The sequence below is a fragment of the Samsonia erythrinae genome, assembly GCF_004342665.1.
GTDB lineage: Bacteria > Pseudomonadota > Gammaproteobacteria > Enterobacterales > Enterobacteriaceae > Samsonia > Samsonia erythrinae.
Window position 1 is genome coordinate 83,835 of sequence record NZ_SMBY01000001.1, and the last position, 18,439, is coordinate 102,273.

The following is an 18,439-nucleotide window of genomic DNA, read 5'->3' on the forward strand; positions in this document are numbered from 1 at the left end:
TGCGGAAGGACAAATCATCGAAAAATGTTTTCCCAACCGCTCAATGCCGGAATGCCTTAAGACTCGCTACATCCTGTCTCTCTGCCCCATGACGAATTCTGCCGCTCTTCGGCCAGAATTCAGCGCGCTTTCGACTGAACCGGTATACAGATACTCGCCGGCAAGATAGAGTCCCTTCACATCCTGATAGTGTTGCTCACGGAGTTTTCGCATAGCCGTGGCGGATCCGGCTTGCATCGTATAGATCGCGTATGGGATTTTTTCCGTATGCGCGAAGAGATAATCTTTTGGCAATGAAGGAAAGAACTTCTTGAATTCGCTAGCCGAGACCTGCGCGATTTCTTCCTGACTGGCATTCCAGTATTTGTCTCTGCCCGCCCCGTAGTAAAATAAAGAAACGCACTCTTTTCCGGGGGGCAACGCCGCGTTTCCATAGCGGGAGTTGAGCAACAGACCGCAGAAGGGGGCGCCGGTCCGGCGGGGGATCATCCCTCCCATCATGTCGTCCGATAGCACCGTATCGTAAAAGAGCATGGAGTGCATGCAGCCGCAGTAAGTGACTTTCGAGATGGCCTGTTTCTGCGCGTCACTAAGGCCGGGGATCAATCCAATGACTTTGCTGCCTTCGGTGGCGCAAATCACGGCGTCTGATTCATAAAACGTATCGTTTACCACCACGCCTGTTGCGCGACCGTTGACGACCTTAACTTCTTTCACCGGGGAGTCCGGCACTATCGAATCCCCCAGATAGTTGATCATCTGGGTGGCCAGGTCGCCGACGCCGTATTTCAGCACTTCACACGGGCCTCCTACCACGGATTTCATCAACATCACGCCGTAGGCAATACCGAACTTGTCAGGGTTGTCCTGCGCAAGGGTGGCGACAATGGGCTGGACAAAATTTTCAAGAACCTCTTCTCCAAAATATTTGCGAATATAATCCGCGAAGTTGCCGCTGTCATCGCTATCCAGATCCGCCATCCAGTCGGCGCTTCCCTCGTAGATACCCTGTGATATGTTGGCAACCCATTCGAGTAACCTGGGCAGATTCGGCCCCATACTCTGTGCATAGGCCTCCGCTCGTGCCCGTTCGTCAGCTGAGCGGGGGTTGGTGTTTACCCAGCCGTTATCGTAATAGACTCGCATCAGATTCATGTCTACCGTCATGAATTGATCGGCTATGTCGAGTTCTTTCGCCAGTTGATGCGCCATTTTGTAGGACGGAACGAAGAGTTGGGTGGCGATATTGATTGAGAATCCGTTCTTTTGGTACATCTTCAACCGCCCGCCCGGTCTCTTATCCTGATCGAACAGCGTGACATCATAACCGTGTCTTTTTAGCGTATAGGCGGCAGTCAGCCCTGAAGATCCGCCCCCGACAACAATGATCTTTTTCATGTTGCCACTCCTTTTATTTTGAATGATGAGCCGTGGATTTTTACTTTTCGCCTGTACATCCTGTTTGGCGAAATTCATAAAGTCATGGTAGCCGGAGCGCCAGCGTGAAGAGAAATTCTATTTATTTCATCGATTAATTGATTTTATTTATTAATCTGAAAAGTTACCGTTCCGTCAGACTAAATAACCGAGGTAAACGATTCTTCTGAATTGAAGGAGGGTTATTTGGAGAGAATATGAGAAATGATTTTCAGTAAAACAAGAATATTCATAGCAAGATCAGAGAAGAAGAAATAATCATGGCGCCGCTTTATCCTCGACGGACGGCGCCATGACGTTATTTATTATTCGACAGTTATTCCCTTTTGCCGGCCAAGCGAGAAATGGTATTCCCCCGACCCCAATGCGATACCGGGCGCGCCGCCTACATCTTCCAACGATCGGATTTTCCGGTCCGACTCATCCACAAGGACGCTCCATTGAGCATCTGCTAGCCGCAATACGGCTCTGGCGTTGGCCGGGACGGTCAGCCAGAGCCGGGCGTGTTCTTCATGCCGTTCCCAACGGATGGCGATGATGCCGCGGACCGACCGGTAAGACGCGGCGGCGGAAGTGAAACTGCCGCCAGACAGATCCGGGCGGAAAATGATATCCCCACAGGCTACGCTGTCCGGCGCGAAATCGATGCCGGCCACAAAGCGGTAGAACCATTCGCCAATCGCGCCGTAGGCATAGTGATTGAACGAATTCATGTTTTCACTCCAGAAACTGCCGTCGGGCTTGATGCCGTCCCAGTGCTCCCATACGGTCGTTGCCCCCTGAGACACGGAGAACAGCCAGGACGGATAGCTTTCCTGACACGCCAGCTTTACCGCCGTGTCATGGTATCCATTCTCGGAAAGCGCAACGCACAGCCAGGGCGTCCCCAGAAAACCTGTGGTAAGGTGATAATCCTGTTCGACCACGAGCTGATTAAGGCGGGCGGCGACGTTGACGCGATCTGCGCCCTCAAGCAGGCCGAAAGCCAGGGGCAGAATGTGCGCAGTCTGCGTGTCGGCGATCATCTCGCCTTCCCGCATAAACGTGCGGCGGAAGGCAGCGACGATATTTTCATGCCACAGACGGTACTTACGCTCGTCGGAACGCAGGTTCAGCGCCGCCGCCGCATCCCGCACGATGCGGGTCGACAGGGCGTAGAACGCCGTCGCAACCAGATAAACCGGCGTGGCGCCGAAATAGCTGTCCGGCTCTGCGTCCAGCGCCAGCCAGTCGCCAAACTGGAAATCCGTATTCCATAGCCAGGGGTCGTCTCCCCGGCTATGGATGTAGTTTACCCAGGCTTTCATGCTTGAATACTGCTCCGCCAGCAGTTGGCGATCGCCGTAGAATTGGTAAACGGTCCATGGGCAGATAACGGCGGCGTCTCCCCAGCCGGACGAGGTGTAGGTTTCATCACCCCAGATTTTGGATATGTAGTCGAGCAGTACGTTGGGAACGACGACGGGCACGCTGCCGTTGGGTTTCTGGTCGGCGGCGACGCTAAGTAGCCATTTACGGAAGAAACGACGGACATCGTAGTTGTATGCGGCGGTTCGAATGAAGATCTGCGCATCTCCCGTCCATCCCAGACGTTCATCACGTTGCGGGCAATCGGTAGGAACATCCACGAAATTGCCGCGTTGCCCCCATACGATATTGTCAAACAGACGATTGATGGCGGGATTGGAGCAGGAAAACTCCCCGGTACGCATCATATCGGTGTGGAGTACCTCGCCGCATATCGCCCCGGAAAGCGATTCATCGTTCAGATGCGATAGCCCTGTTATTTCCACATAGCGAAACCCCTGGAACGAGAAGTACGGGGCATATTCCGCGCTGCCGCCGCGCGCGGTGTAAGTCACCGTCTGTCGCGCGTTGCGCAGGTTATCCGTATAGAGCTTGCCTGAGGTGTCCAGCACTTCGGCATGCCGCAGCGTTATCGTCTGGCCTTCCTCCAGTTCGGCCCGGAGCCGGATGCGTCCCACCATGTTCTGACCCATGTCGACAATAACGCCGTCGTCTGTTCTGATGAACGCCACCGGCGTCAGCGTTTGCGTGACCCGGACGGGTTCGCTGATTTGCGGCACCAGACGGTAGCGTTGCTTGCCCATCACCGTCACGGGTTGCCATTCCGCCGCGGAATGCGCGCTGCACCAGCAAGGATCTTCCCGCCGGGCATCATACGTTTCGCCCGCATAGAAACCGCTGTCGAGAATGGGGCCGTTACAGCAGCGCCACTCGCCGTCCGTCACGATGAGGCATTCTTCGCCGTCTTCGAACAGCAGATGCAACTGCGCCAGTAGCGCTTTGCGGCGACCGTAGAGTTCCCGTTTTTTCAGCCACGTCAGTTCGCCCTTGAACCAACCTTCGCCCAGCATCGCGCCCAGCGCGTTGTCGCCGGGGACAAGCAGGGAAGTCACATCGGCGGACTGGAACTGGATGTGGTCGTCATAGCTCGTCCAGCCGGGGCTGAAGAGATCGTCGCCGACCGGCGATCCGTTCAGGTAAAGCCGATAGACGCCTAACGCGGAGCTATAGAGTCTGGCCGACGCCACCTTTTTGCCGGCGGTAAACAGGCGGCGCAACAGATAGACGCTTTCCGCGGGTTCGTCGTCCCTGTCGGGCGTGATCCAGTCGGCTTTCCACTCATGCGCATGCTGTAACGCCGTTTCAAACCAACCGGCGGGGCTCCAGGCGCTCTCCTGCTGCGCATCGTCGATGACGCGTACCCGAAAGTAGTAGCGCGTTCGGGAAAGGGGAATAAACGCGGAGAGCGGGACGTTCACGGACTGATCCGACAAGACCCAGCCGCTGTCGAATTGAAGTTCGTCGAATGCCGTATCCAACGCCAGTTGCAGACGATACTGCCGCTGAACGACGTTTCTCCTTTCTGATGCCAACAGCCATGAAAACAGTAGGTTTTCTCTGGCGACGCCCAGCAGACTGTCGGCGCCGAAACAGGTGATTTGCGTTACCTGGGTCATTACGTAACTCCATTTAGTGCATTAACGGGGTGATGAGGCGTCCGGCATTTCGTCGCCGCAGGGCGAAATTTTGCCATTCCCTGCCGGATACAGGCGGAAGGCGAATAGCACCATGAAACAGAACAGCGCCGGCCCCAGACAGCGTATGAAATTGATGGCGGCGAGCGAACTATCGCTCTGTACCGGCTGGTTGGGAACATAGCCGCTGAGTTGCAGGATGAATCCCGCCAGAGCGCCGGAGAGCGCAAAACCGGTCTGCATCGAGAGAGCATTGAGGGAAAACAGCATGCCGTCATTACGCTGACCGCTGACCGCTTCGATACGGTCCGAGGTTTCGGCCATCATACCGGTGATGGCAACCAGCAGGATGCCGATACCCAGCGCAAACAAGGCAGCCAGCGCAAAATAGACGATGGGATACGCGATTGGCGCGAAAATCATGCACAGGCTGATGCCGCCCATTATCGCAAAGGTAGCGAACGCGCTGCGGCAATTGCCGAGACGGGCGATCGCCAGCGGTGCAATCAACGCGCCGATGACTTTGCAGCTATAGCTCATAAAAATATAAATAGGGATGGCGTCCGGCAGGCGCAGATAATATTTCATGTAATAAATGCCGACGGCATTCTGCAAACCGACGCCCAATCCGAACGTCGTCATGGCCAGCACCACGCAACCGACGGCTGGATTGCGGAACACCTGACGAATGGCCTTAGCGAATGGCGGACTCTCGACCGCCGTCGTGCGATGGATTTCGCGCGTATTGAAGAACAGCATCCATGAGAACAGGATGCTGAGGATGCCGACAACTACCCCCAGCCATAGCCAGCCATGCGCATCGTTGCCGCCGCCGAAAAAGATGACGAGGGGGATGACCACGGGAGCGAACACCATGCCGGCCAGATTGGAAAAGGCACGGCTCAAGGCAATCAGTTGACTGCGCTCCTCTCCGTCCCGGGTCAGGTTGGGCACTAACCCCCAGATGGCGACATCAATGCAGGTGAAACAAAGCCCGGCGATATTGAATGTGATGAGCGCATAGATAAATTTCATCCCGACGGACAGGTCGGGCGTCCAGAACGTCAATATAGTGAAAATACAGAAAGGGATCGGCACGACGAAGAGATAGGGGCGGAAACGGCCCCAGCGGGTCGAGGTGCGATCCATCAATGAACCTAATACCGGGTTGGACAGCGCGTCGATCAAGCGAGTGATCATGAGCACCATGCCAGCCAGAGAGGCGGACAGTCCGAAAACGTCGGTATAGAAAACCATCAGGTAGGAGGTGATGACCACGCTGAAAATGTCTTTGCTGAACGCGCCGACGCCAAAACACCCTTTCTCTCTTATTGTTAGCTTCATGATGATGTGCTCTTTCTTCGTTGCAGGGTAGGGTTTGCGATATTGTCGTATCTGTTTTAACTGCGGCCATAAAACTTTACATTATTCTGGCTGCCAGGATTCGGCATGCCGTGGCGGTTTGAGCATAAAGCGTCAGCTCGGTATCACAATTCGGGACTTTACTGGCGACCGGCGCATTTCCTTGTGTATAAGATAGGCGGACGCGTGTTTACAGGCGGATAAGGCGATGAAAAAGATTCTGCTCGATAAATATTTTGTTTTTCAGGAACAGCCCGTTGCCATTCATCGCACGATGCCCGAAGTGAATGATATCGAACACGACCATGAATTCGAGGAGTTAGTGATTGTTGACAAAGGCAGCGGCACCCATATTCTGAACGGGGAACCTATTTCCATACAAATGGGCGATGTTTTTTATGTAAATCGGTACGATTACCATTATTACGAGAATCTTGGGTCGCTTTGCCTCACGAATATTCTGTTCAGGGATGACGTAAAATTTAACTATATTCCTTCCCAGAAAGAAATTTTGAAAGATATATTCGGAAGCGGAGAATATTTAACTTATTCGCTGAACATCAGGCATCGCGCGCCTTTTTTTAATTTGATCGCACAGATTAATGCGCTATTGCCCGAGTCGGGCGCGTCCGTTACCGCCAGACGTGAAGGGCTGCTGTTACAGTTATTTTCGTTATTGAATTCCAGTAAACAACCGGTCGTGGCGCATCGCATATCCACCAATATCGAACGGCTGCTTGAACAACTGCGCGCGGAGCACTGCTCGCCGGTGGATTGGCGCGAACTTTGCCGGCGGCACGGACTGTCGGAAAGAACGCTCTACCGGGCGGTTCGCCGGATCACCGGTTATTCTCCCGAGAATTACCTGATGCGGCTACGGCTTAGAACGGCCAAGCATTTGCTTCTTTTCAGCGAGACGTCGATTTCGGATATTGCATTGCAAAGCGGGTTTAAAAATCTGTCCCATTTCTCGCAAAGTTACAAAAGGTTTTATAATCTGACGCCGCGGGAAGAGCGACTGAAGGCATCAAATGAATAAAATAAGCGGGAAAATTGCCGCCGTGGTGAACGGCGGCGAAAACATTAACCTAAACGGCGTTTAATTTTCTCAATCATCATGGCGGTAGAGATACCGTAGCGGTCGTGCAGCGTCGGTAGCGCGCCAGCCAGTAAGAACTCATCCGGCAAGCCGACCGTATCCAGCTCGCAGCGCACGCCTTTACGCATCAGCAGCGACGCGACGGCTTCGCCCAGCCCGCCGATACTGGTATGGTTCTCAGCAGTCACCACCAGACGGCCTGGCTTCGAGGCCTGCTCGATGATGGTTTTTTCATCAAATGGCTTGATAGTCGGCACATGCAGGACGGCGACGCTGATGTTGTCAGCACGCATTTTTTCCGCCGCTTCCAGCGCGCGCATGGTCATCAGCCCGGAAGAGATAATCAGTACGTCATTACCGTCTTCCAGCAGTTTGGCTTTGCCAATCTCGAACTTGTAGTCATATTTGTCCAGCACCAGCGGTACCTTGCCGCGCAACAGACGCATATAGACCGGGCCATTATGGTCGGCGATGGCCGGAACCGCCTGCTCGATTTCCCGCGCATCGCAAGGGTCGATAATCGTCATGCCCGGAATGCCGCGCATAATCGCCAGATCTTCCGTCGCCTGATGGCTGGGGCCATAGCCTGTCGTCAGGCCGGGTAAGGCCGCGCAAATTTTCACATTCAGGTGCTCTTCCGCAATCACCTGATGGATAAAGTCGTAAGCGCGGCGGGTAGCAAACACTGCATAGGTGGTGGCGAACGGGATAAACCCTTCTTTCGCCATCCCGCCGGCGGCGCCCATCAGCAGTTGCTCCGCCATACCCATCTGGAAAAAGCGATCCGGGAAGTTCTGCGCGAAAATATGCATGTCGGTGTATTTCGACAGGTCGGCGGTCATGCCGACGATTTCCGGACGCTCCGCTGCCAGTTTCGACAGCGCGGTGCCGAAGGGGGCTGCTACCGTCGCCTGTCCTTCATCAGCGATAGACGCAATCATCGCGGATGTTTTTAAGCGTGTTTTCTGCGTTGTCTGGCTCATTACAGCACTCCTTCTGGTTTATTGGCATCCAGTACCGCAATGGCTTTTTGCCATTCATCAGCATCGACGCGAATAAAGTGGTTCTTGTCACGGGTTTCGAGGAACGGAACAGCTTTGCCCATCAGGGTGTCGCAAATAATGACGCGAGGCTGCTCGCCCTGATAACGTTTGGCGTTGTCAAACGCTGCAATCACCGCTGCCAGATCGTTGCCATCGACACGCTGTACGTACCAACCGAAAGCGGCCCATTTGTCATGCAATGGCTCATAACCGAGGATTTTCTGCGAGTTGCCATCTGCCTGCTGACGGTTGACATCGACGATATTGATCAAGTTCGTCAGCCCGTAGTGTGCCGCTGACATCGCCGCTTCCCAGGTAGATCCCTCATCCAGTTCGCCGTCGGACATGGAGTTGTAAACCCACGACGTGCTCTGTTTCTGCTTCAGGCCCAGCGCCATGCCCACGGCGATAGAAAGCCCTTGCCCCAGAGAACCGCCGGACATTTCCATCGCCGGCGTGTAGGTGGCCATCCCGGACATCGGCAGGCGGCTGTCATCAGAGCCGTAAGTTTCCAGCTCTTCTTCGGGGATGATCCCGGCTTCCAGCAGCGCCGCATAGTAGGCGATGGCATAGTGACCATGAGAAAGCAGGAAGCGATCGCGGCCCTCCCACTCCGGTTCGTCCGGACGAAACGTCATGGAATGGCTAAACGCGGTCGCCAGTACATCCGCGTAACCCAGCGCCTGACCGATATAGCCTTGCCCCTGAACTTCGCCCATACGCAGGGCGTAACGACGGATCCGCCATGCCGCTGCCGCGACGTTATGAAATTCTGTCATATTCATCATACTGCCCTCGATTAATGGATTAACATGCCGCCGTTAACGTCCAGGGTGATGCCCGTTGAGTAAGACGAAAGGTCGCTACCGAGGAACAGGGCCGCACGGGCAATGTCGATGGCGTCGCCTAAGCGATTCATCGGAATGCCGGCGAGAATGTTGGCCGTCATTTCATCGGTCAGCTTACCGGCGGTGATATCGGTTTGAATCAGTCCCGGCGTGATGCAATTGACGCGTACGTTATCCGGCCCCAGCTCCCGCGCCATCGCCCGCGCCAGCCCCAGAACGCCGGCTTTCGCCGCGCTGTAATGCGGGCCGCCGAAGATGCCGCCGCCACGCTGCGCGGAGACGGAAGAGATACAGACGATGCTGCCGGATTTTTGCGCACGCATCGTCGGGATGACGGCCTGCGACATGAGCAGCGTGCCGCGTAGGCTGACGTCAAGCACGGCATCATAATTTTCACGCTTGATATCCATCGTCTTAATCGGCTGAGTAATACCCGCGTTATTCACCAGAACATCCACGCGGCCATACTTCGCTATCACTTGTTCAATCGCCGCCTGAACCTGTTGTTCATTCGCCACGTTTGCTGCGACGCCCAGATGTTGTTCACCCAGTGCGGCAGCGGCTTTTTTACTTGCTTCGGTATCAAGATCAACGATAACGACCTTTGCACCGTTCTCAGCAAATAATTTAGCGGTGGCAAACCCTAATCCGCGAGGCGACGCGGCACCGGTAACAATGGCGACTTTATCTTTCAGTAACATAATTAACTCCAGTGGTTAAATATCGATGTGTGATATTAAGTTAAATATTTTTGTATTAACGATTAACGAAACAATTAACGAGGTTCGTCAATAACGAGTATTGATATCAGGCCAATTGCCGCGCATATGCCGAAATAAATAAAGACAGTACTAAAGCTGCCGGTGTTATCCAGTAAAAAACCGGCCAGCATGGGGGAGACAAACCCGCCGAGGTTACCCCCGGTATTAATGACGGCGGCGGTAATAGGATAGGTATTCGAGTCCGATGCCGCCATGCCATAGGCGGTAAATGCCGGCCAACCAATATTCAGACATAACCCTACGAAGAATAATCCGGCGCAAACTGCAAAGGTGCTTTGCGGAATATTCAACATGATGATCATCATTAAGATTGTACTGATGGCGGTAAATATCATGGTGGGTTTTCTACGACGACCAAGTAATTTATCCGAAACATAGCCGCCAAAAATGGCGCCGATAAATCCACCAATACAAGGCATGGTCGCAACCAGGCCCATGCTCATAAAATCAAACCCTTTCTCTTTGACCAGATAAAGGGGTATCCATGTTAATAACCCGTACAGGACACTCACCATCATAAAATAGGCAAGGCAGTCACCCAGAATGTTCTTTGATGTGAATAATCCTTTTACGGTACTAATGGGCGAAAGCTCACGGACTTTAATGAATTTATCAAGCGTGTTGAATTTTTTATCTATAACAATATTTTGTCTGACAGTATCGGTTTGCGCATGATCCGCGTTGATATAGTCCAGTTCTTCTTTGGAAACGAATTTACTTTCCGAAGGTTTGGATTTAACTAATAAATACCATACGACCGCGATAACTAACCCCGGAATAGCAAAGGAAAAAAAGACCCAGCGCCATCCATATGTCACGGCGATCCACACGGCTAATGGGGGAACCAGTATTGGCGCAAACATCGTCGAGGCAATATATACTCCTGTTGCCGTCGCTTTTTCCTTAGCCGGAAACCAGTTATTGATTGTTGATGCCAGTCCGACCGGACAGGGGCCTTCCGTTAGGCCTAAGCCGAGACGAATGAACTTCAAACTCAGTACGGAGGACGCCGTACCCATCAGCCAGGTAAACGCGGAGAAGCCGAAGATTGATACGGCGACCATGCCTCTGGTTCCCTTCTTGGCGATTAAAAATCCAGCGGGGATCTGACTCAATGCGTATCCGAGAAAAAACATACTGGCAATCGCACCCGCTTCAAAATTATTAATATGGAATTCTTCAATAATGAAGGGAAGTACGGCGCCGATGTTTGTACGGTCAGCGTAATTCAACGTATATACGATAAAAATTAATGCCAACACAACAAAACGATAGTTCGTCTTTTTTGTGGCCTGGTAGGGTACGGTTTGTTCTATACGTGACATTATATAAACCTCTTTGTATGAACAACTTTTTTGTGAATGTTATGTTTGTCATTTTTATGCAGCGTCCTCACTATAACGGGTGCGTTCTGAATTTGAATTCAAAAAAACTCATTTCACGTTGAGTAAAATTTGAGTCGTGTTATTAATCACAAAAAAAGTGTGACAACTGTCAGGTTATAAAAAATAACCAGGTAGGCGGGATTTTTGTGTTCGCAATCACACTTCCTCTTCAATGTTATGAAATTTTCCATTCAACTAATTAATCTGTATGGGAAATCTATATTTTTGGAGTGCCGAATGAAGAAAGAAGCCATAGATAAACTGCCATTGCCTTCTTTGAGGAATCTGCAAGCATTCATTGAAGTTGCCAATGCAGGAAGTATTAATATAGCGGCGATGCAACTGAATGTTACGGCCTCTGCGGTGAGCCATCAGATAGCCTCGTTAGAGGCTTTTTTAGGCAAGAAGCTATTTATCCGAAATGGCAAGGGAATTATTTTAACGCAATTAGGTGAAGAATATCTTTTTCAAATATCCGGCGCGATGAACACCATTGGCAGAATCTCTGATAAAATTATTAATGAGCCTTATAACGATATATTACGTGTGCATTCCTCGCCGTCTTTCGGTATGTTATGGTTGATTAGAAAACTGGGTTCTTTCAGAAGTAAACACCCGGATATATTGATTAACCTGAATTGTTCATATGAAACGCTTCAGTTTTCTCGCGATAATATTGATATTGATATCCGGCATGGTATTCCTGACTGGGATGGATATAAAATATTAACAATTAAAAATGAGAAGCTTAATGTCATGGCATCACCTGAATATCTCCTCAGATGTCCGGTGGAAAATATTAATGATGTTGAGAGTCATGATTTAATTTATTCATCTGTCACGCTGGTTAACTGGGAGCGCTGGTTTTCTTTCTTCAAAATTAACTTAACTAAAAAGCCCGCCTATAACATGATCTTTGACCGATCCTATATGAGCTTTGAAGCGGCGAAGATGGGGCTTGGCATGATATTCGAAAGTTCATTACTCGGCGCTGAATTTGTCGCCAAGGGAACGCTCCACCCGGTGTTTGGTAAAGAATATGAATATCCAATCAATGCTCATCACGTTGTTTTTCCTCACGGAAATGAACTTAACTATAAAGTCAGGACCTTCATTGAATGGATGAGGGCGGAATTATTATCAGATGGCTTTGAGCTATAGCGCATTTATTCGATGCGTTGTGCAGATGAAAGGCTAGTGTGCCGCAAACATGGGCAGGCTTGCGGCTGAGGCCTGCGCCAGTGAGTGATAATCGTCAGACATTACCGGACGCGCTCCCGCTATGTGCGGGTGGAAAGGCGATTGTGGTTAGTGCGCGCGGAAAGACTCAGACGCTGAACCACGTCGTCGCCTGCACAGCCCTTCAACGTCTGACGTGATCTCAATTTTTGGTGCTAAACAGATAGTTGGTCATATCGTTAAGGATTTCAATCAGCAAAGAATTATCGATTTTGTTTTCTGGATCCTGCTGTGGCGTATTTACCGCAAGACCGACAAAAATGGCGGACATAATTTCCATACTTGCTTGCAAGCGCAACATCTCTTTTTCGCTCTTAACCTGACAGCGCAGGCTCAGCTGTTCGTTAAATTGCTTCATAATGCTGTTGCGTGATTGTTTTAGTAATTCCGCAACGGCGGGGTTCCGCGCTGACTCGGCGGCGATTTCAAGCCACAGGCCGACAAACTTTTCATCGGTGTGTCGTTCAACGTTTTCAGCGGTATGTCTGATCAGGACATCGACCATATCTTCTTCAAGTGGCGAAGTCTTAATATCCTTAATCAAATCCAGTAATGAGTTCTCCTGCTGTTTCACCAGCGCTTCAACGATCGCTTCTTTGTTAGCAAAATGATAATAGATGTGTCCTGGGCTCATCCCGGACACTTTCGATATTTTAGCTATGCTACAGCCGTGAATCCCTTCTTTTCTGAAGCATTTCGCCGCAGCATCAATGACTTGCTTCCTTCTTTCCTGACTTTTTATCCGAGTATCGTTAGCCTGACTATGGCTCATATTTCATCCTCTTATCGTTGACGTCTGGCCGTGTCAACGCTTGCAAAAAAAAAATTAGTATGAATATACTAGAATGAATATTCAGTCTCAACGGAGTGTCGATGTGATGTTTGTCTGGTTACGCCATGCAGCATGGCCTGTGGTGCCTGCATTTCTCGTGCTTTCTCTCTCTGGATGCGATAAACCACAGCAGCCTGCTGCCGTGGTTCCTGAGGTTGGCGTTGTCACCCTGAGCGCGACCGATGTCCCGTTAACAACGGAATTACCTGGCAGAACCGCCCCTTTTCTGGTCGCTGAAATCAGGCCACAGGTCGGTGGTATCCTTCAGAAACGCCTTTTTGAAGAAGGCAGTATGGTGAACGCTAATCAGGTATTATACCAGATAGATCCCGCACCTTATCAGGCCGAGCTGGCAAAAGCTGAAGCCAGTCTGGAATCCGCTCGACTTCTTGCGCGCCGTTATGAGGCGCTCGTGAAAACCAGCGCTATCAGCCAACAGGATCGTGATGATGCCCGCTCATCCTGGTTACAGGCGAAGGCCTCGGTAGATTCAGCGCGAATCAATCTGGGTTACACGAAAATCATCGCCCCCATTTCAGGGCGGATAGGACGTTCGTCCGTGACTCAAGGAGCCTTGATGACGGCGAACCAGTCGGATGCGTTGGCGACCATTCAGCAATTGGATCCCATTTATGTAGATATTCCCCAATCGTCGACGTCATTGCTGCGTCTTCAGGATGATTTGGCCGCGGGTCGCATCAAACAAAATGACGAGCAGCAGGCCGAAGTCAGGTTGGTTCTGGATAACGGTTCGGAGTATCCCCTACCGGGACGGCTGAAATTCTCGGAAGTCACCGTGGATGAGGGAACGAACGCCATCATTATCCGCGCCGTATTCCCCAATCCCGATAACCGACTGCTGCCGGGCATGTTTGTCCGCGCGAAGTTGCAAGAGGGAATAAGAGAGCACGCTATACTCGTGCCGCAGCGTGGCATTACGCGCGACGCCAGTGGACAGGCGACGGCGCTGGTCGTGAATAAGGACAATAAGGTTGAGTTGAAAAATGTGGTCACGGAAAGGGTTGTCGGTAATCAGTGGTTGGTGAGCGACGGCCTTATGCCCGGAGACAAAGTCATTGTTGATGGCGTGCAAAAAGCCCAGCCAGGCAATGAAGTCAACGTCGTTGCGGCGAATGCCGATGCAATGGCTTCAACTCAACCGCAATAAGGAACCGCTATGTCGCGCTTTTTTATCGACCGCCCGGTTTTTGCCTGGGTTATCGCGCTGGTAGTGATGCTGGCCGGGGCATTGTCAATCATCAAACTCCCCATTAACCAGTACCCCAACATTGCCGCGCCGGCTATTCAGATTAGCGGCACCTATCCCGGCGCGTCCGCCAATACGGTACAGGACACCGTGGTTCAGGTTATCGAACAGCAACTTAACGGGTTGGATAACCTGCGTTATCTGAAATCCGAAAGCAACTCGGATGGTTCATTTAACATCACGGTCACCTTTAATCAGGGCACCGATGCGGACATCGCACAGGTGCAGGTGCAGAATAAACTCTCGCTGGCTACCCCGCTTATTCCTGACGAAGTCCAGCAGCAGGGCATACGCGTAGCCAAGTACCAGATTAACTTTATGCTGGTGGTCGGCTTGGTTTCAACGGATGGCCGACTTAATGGTTTTGATTTAGGGGACATCATGGTCTCCAAATTACAGGATCCTCTCTCGCGCGTTAATGGGGTAGGCGACTTCATGATGATGGGGTCGCAATACGCAATGCGCATCTGGATGGATCCCGCGAAGTTGAACAGCTATAACCTGACGCCGCTGGATGTCAGTGCGGCCATCCAGGCGCAGAACGTTCAGGTTTCATCCGGGCAGCTCGGCGGTTTGCCGACGGAGGATGGCGTTCAACTCAATGCAACCGTTATTGGTAAAACTCGTTTTACCAACGCCGAACAGTTTGAAAATATCCTCCTGAAAGTACAGCCAGACGGATCGCGCGTGCTGCTTAAAGACGTGGCGAAAGTGGGGTTAGGGTCGGAGAATTTTTCCATTCAGGCTAAATACGGAAAAAATCTACCCAGTACCGGTATCGCGCTGCGTCTGGCAACCGGCGGCAACGCGCTGGAAACCATCACTGCCGTTCGGGAAAAACTACAGGAACTGAAATCAGAACTACCGCGCGGCGTAGAGATTGTGTATCCGTATGATACCGAGCCGGTTATCAGCGAATCCATTGAAGGCGTTGTTCATACGCTGATTGAAGCGATTGTGCTGGTCTTTCTGGTGATGTTCCTGTTCCTGCAAAACTGGCGGGCGACGCTTATTCCCACGCTTGCCGTCCCCGTTGTTCTGTTAGGCACTTTCGGCATCATGTCGGCATTCGGCTTCACCATTAACATCCTCACTATGTTCGGTCTGGTGCTTGCCATCGGTCTGCTGGTCGATGATGCGATTGTGGTGGTGGAAAACGTTGAGCGTGTGATGACGGAGGATAAATTGTCTCCTCTGGAAGCGACCCGGAAGTCAATGGACCAAATTTCCGGCGCCCTGATCGGGATTGGGCTGGTGTTGTCAGCGGTATTTGTACCGATGGCTTTTTTTGGCGGATCCACCGGGGTTATCTATAGGCAGTTTTCCATTACAATCGTGTCGGCGATGGCGCTGTCTGTCTTCGTCGCACTGATATTTACACCCGTATTATGTGTAACCTTGCTCAGGCCAACCCAGCATACTCAGCATGGCGGAAAAGGGTTCTTTGGTTGGTTCAACCGGGTCTTTGACCGCAGCACCGCTCTGTACCATAACGGCGTGAATCGCACGCTGGGGGCGCCGAAAAGAGCCATGGCTTTCTTTTTATTGATTATCGCATTGCTGGCGGTACTGTTTCCTAAAATTCCTACCTCCTTCCTGCCCGATGAGGATCAGGGAAACCTGTTTGTTCAGGTACAGATGCCGCCAAACAGCAGCTCACAGCAGACGCAAAAGGTGCTGACGAAGGTATCCGAGTATTTCCTGAATCAGGAAAAAGACATGGTATCTTCCGTGATGCTGGTCAATGGTTTTAACTTCGCCGGTCGTGGACAAGGTTCGGCGATGGCATTCGTACAGTTGAAACCATGGGGCGAGCGTAAAGGCAATGTCTTCGAACTTTCTGGCCGGGCGATGGGTTACCTAAGCAGTATTAAAGAAGCCAACGTTATCGCCTTTGCGCCGCCAGCCGTATCTGAACTGGGGAATGCGACGGGCTTCAACCTGTTTCTTGAGGATCGTAGCAGTGCCGGTCATGAAAAACTGATGCAGGCTCGAAACCAGTTACTGGGGGAAGCCGCCAGGAACCCTGCGCTGCGCATGGTGCGTCCTAACGGGATGAATGATGAGCCGCAATACCAGATTTTGATCGATGATGAAAAAGTGCAGGCGCTCAAGCTGAGTATGAGCGACGTGAATAACACGATGTCAGCGGCCTGGGGGTCAACCTATGTGAATGACTTTAACGATCGCGGTCGTGTGAAAAAAGTCTATATCCAAGGTGAGCCCGGCGCGCGTATCTCTCCTCAGGATTTTGATAAATGGTATGTACGTAACAGCGACGGCGACATGGTATCGTTTGCCTCTTTTGCTACAGGCAAATGGGTTTACGGCTCGCCAAAACTGGAACGGTACAATGGTACTCCCGCCGTTGAACTACTCGGTGAGCCCGCTCCGGGATACAGCTCTGGCGATGCGATGAAAGCAATTGAGGACATTGCCGCGCGGCTTCCGGAAGGGTTCCACGTCTCCTGGACCGGTTTATCCTTTGAGGAGCGGCTTTCCGGCTCGCAGGCACCGGCCTTATATGCGCTCTCTTTGCTGATTGTGTTCCTGTGTCTGGCGGCGTTGTATGAAAGCTGGAGTATTCCTTTCTCCGTTATGCTGGTCGTGCCCCTTGGTGTCATTGGCGCCGTCAGCGCCACGCTGTTACGCGGGTTGGGTAACGACGTTTTTTTCCAGGTCGGTTTATTGACCACCATTGGTCTGTCGGCCAAAAATGCCATCCTGATTGTAGAGTTTGCGCGCGAACTGCATGAAAAAGAGGGCATGTCGATTAAAGATGCTGCGCTGGAAGCCGCCAGAGTGAGGTTAAGGCCGATCATCATGACATCTCTGGCATTTGTCATGGGGGTTATTCCGCTTGCGGTGGCGTCGGGAGCCAGTTCCGGGAGTAAACATGCTATCGGTACAGGGGTGATCGGCGGAATGCTGACCGCCACTATTCTGGCCATCTTTTACATTCCTTTGTTTTACATGCTGATTGCCGGGTTCTTCAGCAAAAGGCGTCGGGTATCGTCTGAACCTGTTGAAGCCAGTCAGTCTGAGACCTAAACCACTGGCAGGCGTAGCCGGAGTATGGTTACGTCTGCCATGGCATTGTTGGCGCCGTTCAGAATAACGAAGATATCGACAACCCGTTAATAGCAATGGGGTAATGGTCAATGGCACGACGCTCAAAGTATGCAGCGGAGAAGACCCGCAACAAAATACTCGATGCAGCAGAGGATTGCTTCCACGAACGGGGTATTGCAAAAACAACGCTGGGAATGATAGCGGAACGAGCAGGATGCACTCGTGGAGCTATTTATTGGCATTTCACAGAAAAGAATGACCTGGTTCGTCAGGTATTAGAACGTTCCCCCTTGTTACTTCTGGATGAGTTAGCGTTAATAAGCAACGGCGCTTTTTCCCGACCGATAAAAGCCATGTATCAATGTTTACGCCGGAATCTGGAAGACATTCAGGATAATATTCATTTGCGTAACGTCATTCATTTACTGATATTTCAGCGCGAATGTACGGAAGATCTTGATATTAAATATTGGCAGGAAAATGACGTAACGGCGGATTTTATACGGATCCTCAGTGATATTTTTGAATTAGCGAAAAAAAGGGGAGAAATCAATACGCCGGTTCGTAGTGAAACGCTGGCATGTATTGTCTTCTATATTTTTTCCGGTCTGGTGAGAAGTTATATTTTACTACCGCAGGACAAGCAATTGTTTGAAGAGGGCCTCCTGGGACTGGAGTTTATCGCTTCTGTATTGATTCGCTCGGAAAAAGGCGTGGAATAACGGCAAAGAATACCGTCAACCCCACGCTTACCCGGTGAATGAAACGTGGATGGGAAGCCCGGTCACCTTGGTTTTAAGCTATCCGGGAAAATTGACCATCGCACCTTGGTTGACGGTCATTCGGTCCGATTCCCTGCGATACCACTAAATCGTAATGATATTAGTGTTACGGTCGCTGTACGATTAATGTACCGCTGGTGGATATCGTCAGGTACAGGCCTTGCGAGTCAGTGAGCTTATAAGATTTTGCGAGAGGTTTTGCGGATCGGACTTTGCTATCAGTTAACCTATGAGGGTCACTCCCGTTCATCGAACTGAATGACTCGCAATCTGACCCACAAATTCCCCG

Annotated in this window: 13 protein-coding genes and 1 pseudogene; 5 read left to right on the forward strand and 9 right to left on the reverse strand. The window is 51.4% G+C overall.

All coding sequences use genetic code 11. The features are described from left to right. Nucleotides 1–66 precede the first annotated feature (66 nt). From EDC54_RS00345 to EDC54_RS00355, 3 genes are all read right to left on the reverse strand, one after another. Nucleotides 67–1,398, reverse strand: coding sequence for a protoporphyrinogen/coproporphyrinogen oxidase (locus EDC54_RS00345; protein WP_165904245.1), 1,332 nt, complete (start codon nt 1,396–1,398; stop codon nt 67–69). A 344-nt stretch (nt 1,399–1,742) separates the two neighbouring features. Continuing rightward, nucleotides 1,743–4,421, reverse strand: coding sequence for an alpha-L-rhamnosidase (locus tag EDC54_RS00350; protein WP_132452166.1), 2,679 nt, complete (start codon nt 4,419–4,421; stop codon nt 1,743–1,745). A gap of 21 nt (nt 4,422–4,442) precedes the next feature. Next, nucleotides 4,443–5,783 (reverse strand): MFS transporter, encoded by a 1,341-nt coding sequence (locus EDC54_RS00355; protein ID WP_132452168.1) that lies wholly within the window; start codon nt 5,781–5,783, stop codon nt 4,443–4,445. A gap of 301 nt (nt 5,784–6,084) precedes the next feature. Between EDC54_RS00355 and EDC54_RS00360 the strand changes: the two genes are divergently transcribed. After that, nucleotides 6,085–6,840, forward strand: coding sequence for a helix-turn-helix domain-containing protein (locus EDC54_RS00360; protein WP_165904246.1), 756 nt, complete (start codon nt 6,085–6,087; stop codon nt 6,838–6,840). Between the two features lie 44 nt (nt 6,841–6,884). Here EDC54_RS00360 and EDC54_RS00365 read toward each other — a convergent pair whose 3' ends face one another. The 4 genes from EDC54_RS00365 to EDC54_RS00380 form a co-directional block, all read right to left on the reverse strand. After that, nucleotides 6,885–7,883, reverse strand: coding sequence for a transketolase family protein (locus tag EDC54_RS00365; RefSeq protein ID WP_132452172.1), 999 nt, complete (start codon nt 7,881–7,883; stop codon nt 6,885–6,887). Further along, entirely contained in the window at nt 7,883–8,728 is an 846-nt protein-coding gene (locus EDC54_RS00370; RefSeq protein ID WP_132453572.1) for a transketolase, read from the reverse strand. Before EDC54_RS00370 ends, EDC54_RS00365 begins: the two co-directional genes overlap by 1 nt. A gap of 14 nt (nt 8,729–8,742) precedes the next feature. Beyond that, nucleotides 8,743–9,492: an SDR family NAD(P)-dependent oxidoreductase gene (locus EDC54_RS00375; RefSeq protein WP_132452174.1), complete on the reverse strand. Its 750-nt coding sequence runs from the start codon at nt 9,490–9,492 to the stop codon at nt 8,743–8,745. 74 nt (nt 9,493–9,566) lie between these two features. Continuing rightward, on the reverse strand, nt 9,567–10,898 hold the full coding sequence (locus tag EDC54_RS00380; protein ID WP_132452176.1) for an MFS transporter: 1,332 nt from the start codon (nt 10,896–10,898) through the stop codon (nt 9,567–9,569). A gap of 297 nt (nt 10,899–11,195) precedes the next feature. Between EDC54_RS00380 and EDC54_RS00385 the strand changes: the two genes are divergently transcribed. Continuing rightward, a complete protein-coding gene (locus EDC54_RS00385) occupies nt 11,196–12,119 on the forward strand; it encodes a LysR substrate-binding domain-containing protein (RefSeq protein ID WP_132452178.1) in 924 nt (307 codons plus the stop codon). A 220-nt stretch (nt 12,120–12,339) separates the two neighbouring features. Here the strand turns inward: EDC54_RS00385 and EDC54_RS00390 are convergent, their stop codons facing one another. Then, a complete protein-coding gene (locus EDC54_RS00390) occupies nt 12,340–12,969 on the reverse strand; it encodes a TetR/AcrR family transcriptional regulator (protein WP_132452180.1) in 630 nt (209 codons plus the stop codon). Between the two features lie 106 nt (nt 12,970–13,075). Between EDC54_RS00390 and EDC54_RS00395 the strand changes: the two genes are divergently transcribed. The 3 genes from EDC54_RS00395 to EDC54_RS00405 all read left to right on the forward strand — a co-directional run bounded on the left by EDC54_RS00395 (nt 13,076) and on the right by EDC54_RS00405 (nt 18,090). Continuing rightward, nucleotides 13,076–14,197 (forward strand): efflux RND transporter periplasmic adaptor subunit, encoded by a 1,122-nt coding sequence (locus EDC54_RS00395; RefSeq protein ID WP_230514456.1) that lies wholly within the window; start codon nt 13,076–13,078, stop codon nt 14,195–14,197. Between the two features lie 9 nt (nt 14,198–14,206). Beyond that, nucleotides 14,207–17,347 carry an efflux RND transporter permease subunit gene (locus EDC54_RS00400; RefSeq protein WP_132452184.1) on the forward strand — a complete coding sequence of 1,047 codons (3,141 nt, stop codon included), beginning with the start codon at nt 14,207–14,209 and terminating at the stop codon, nt 17,345–17,347. 110 nt (nt 17,348–17,457) lie between these two features. Next, entirely contained in the window at nt 17,458–18,090 is a 633-nt protein-coding gene (locus EDC54_RS00405; protein ID WP_132452186.1) for a TetR family transcriptional regulator, read from the forward strand. 190 nt (nt 18,091–18,280) lie between these two features. On the opposite strand, the pseudogene EDC54_RS17960 reads toward EDC54_RS00405, so the two are convergent. After that, nucleotides 18,281–18,400 (reverse strand): annotated as a pseudogene (locus EDC54_RS17960) (Arm DNA-binding domain-containing protein); the annotation flags it as partial. Between the last annotated feature and the right edge of the window lie 39 nt (nt 18,401–18,439).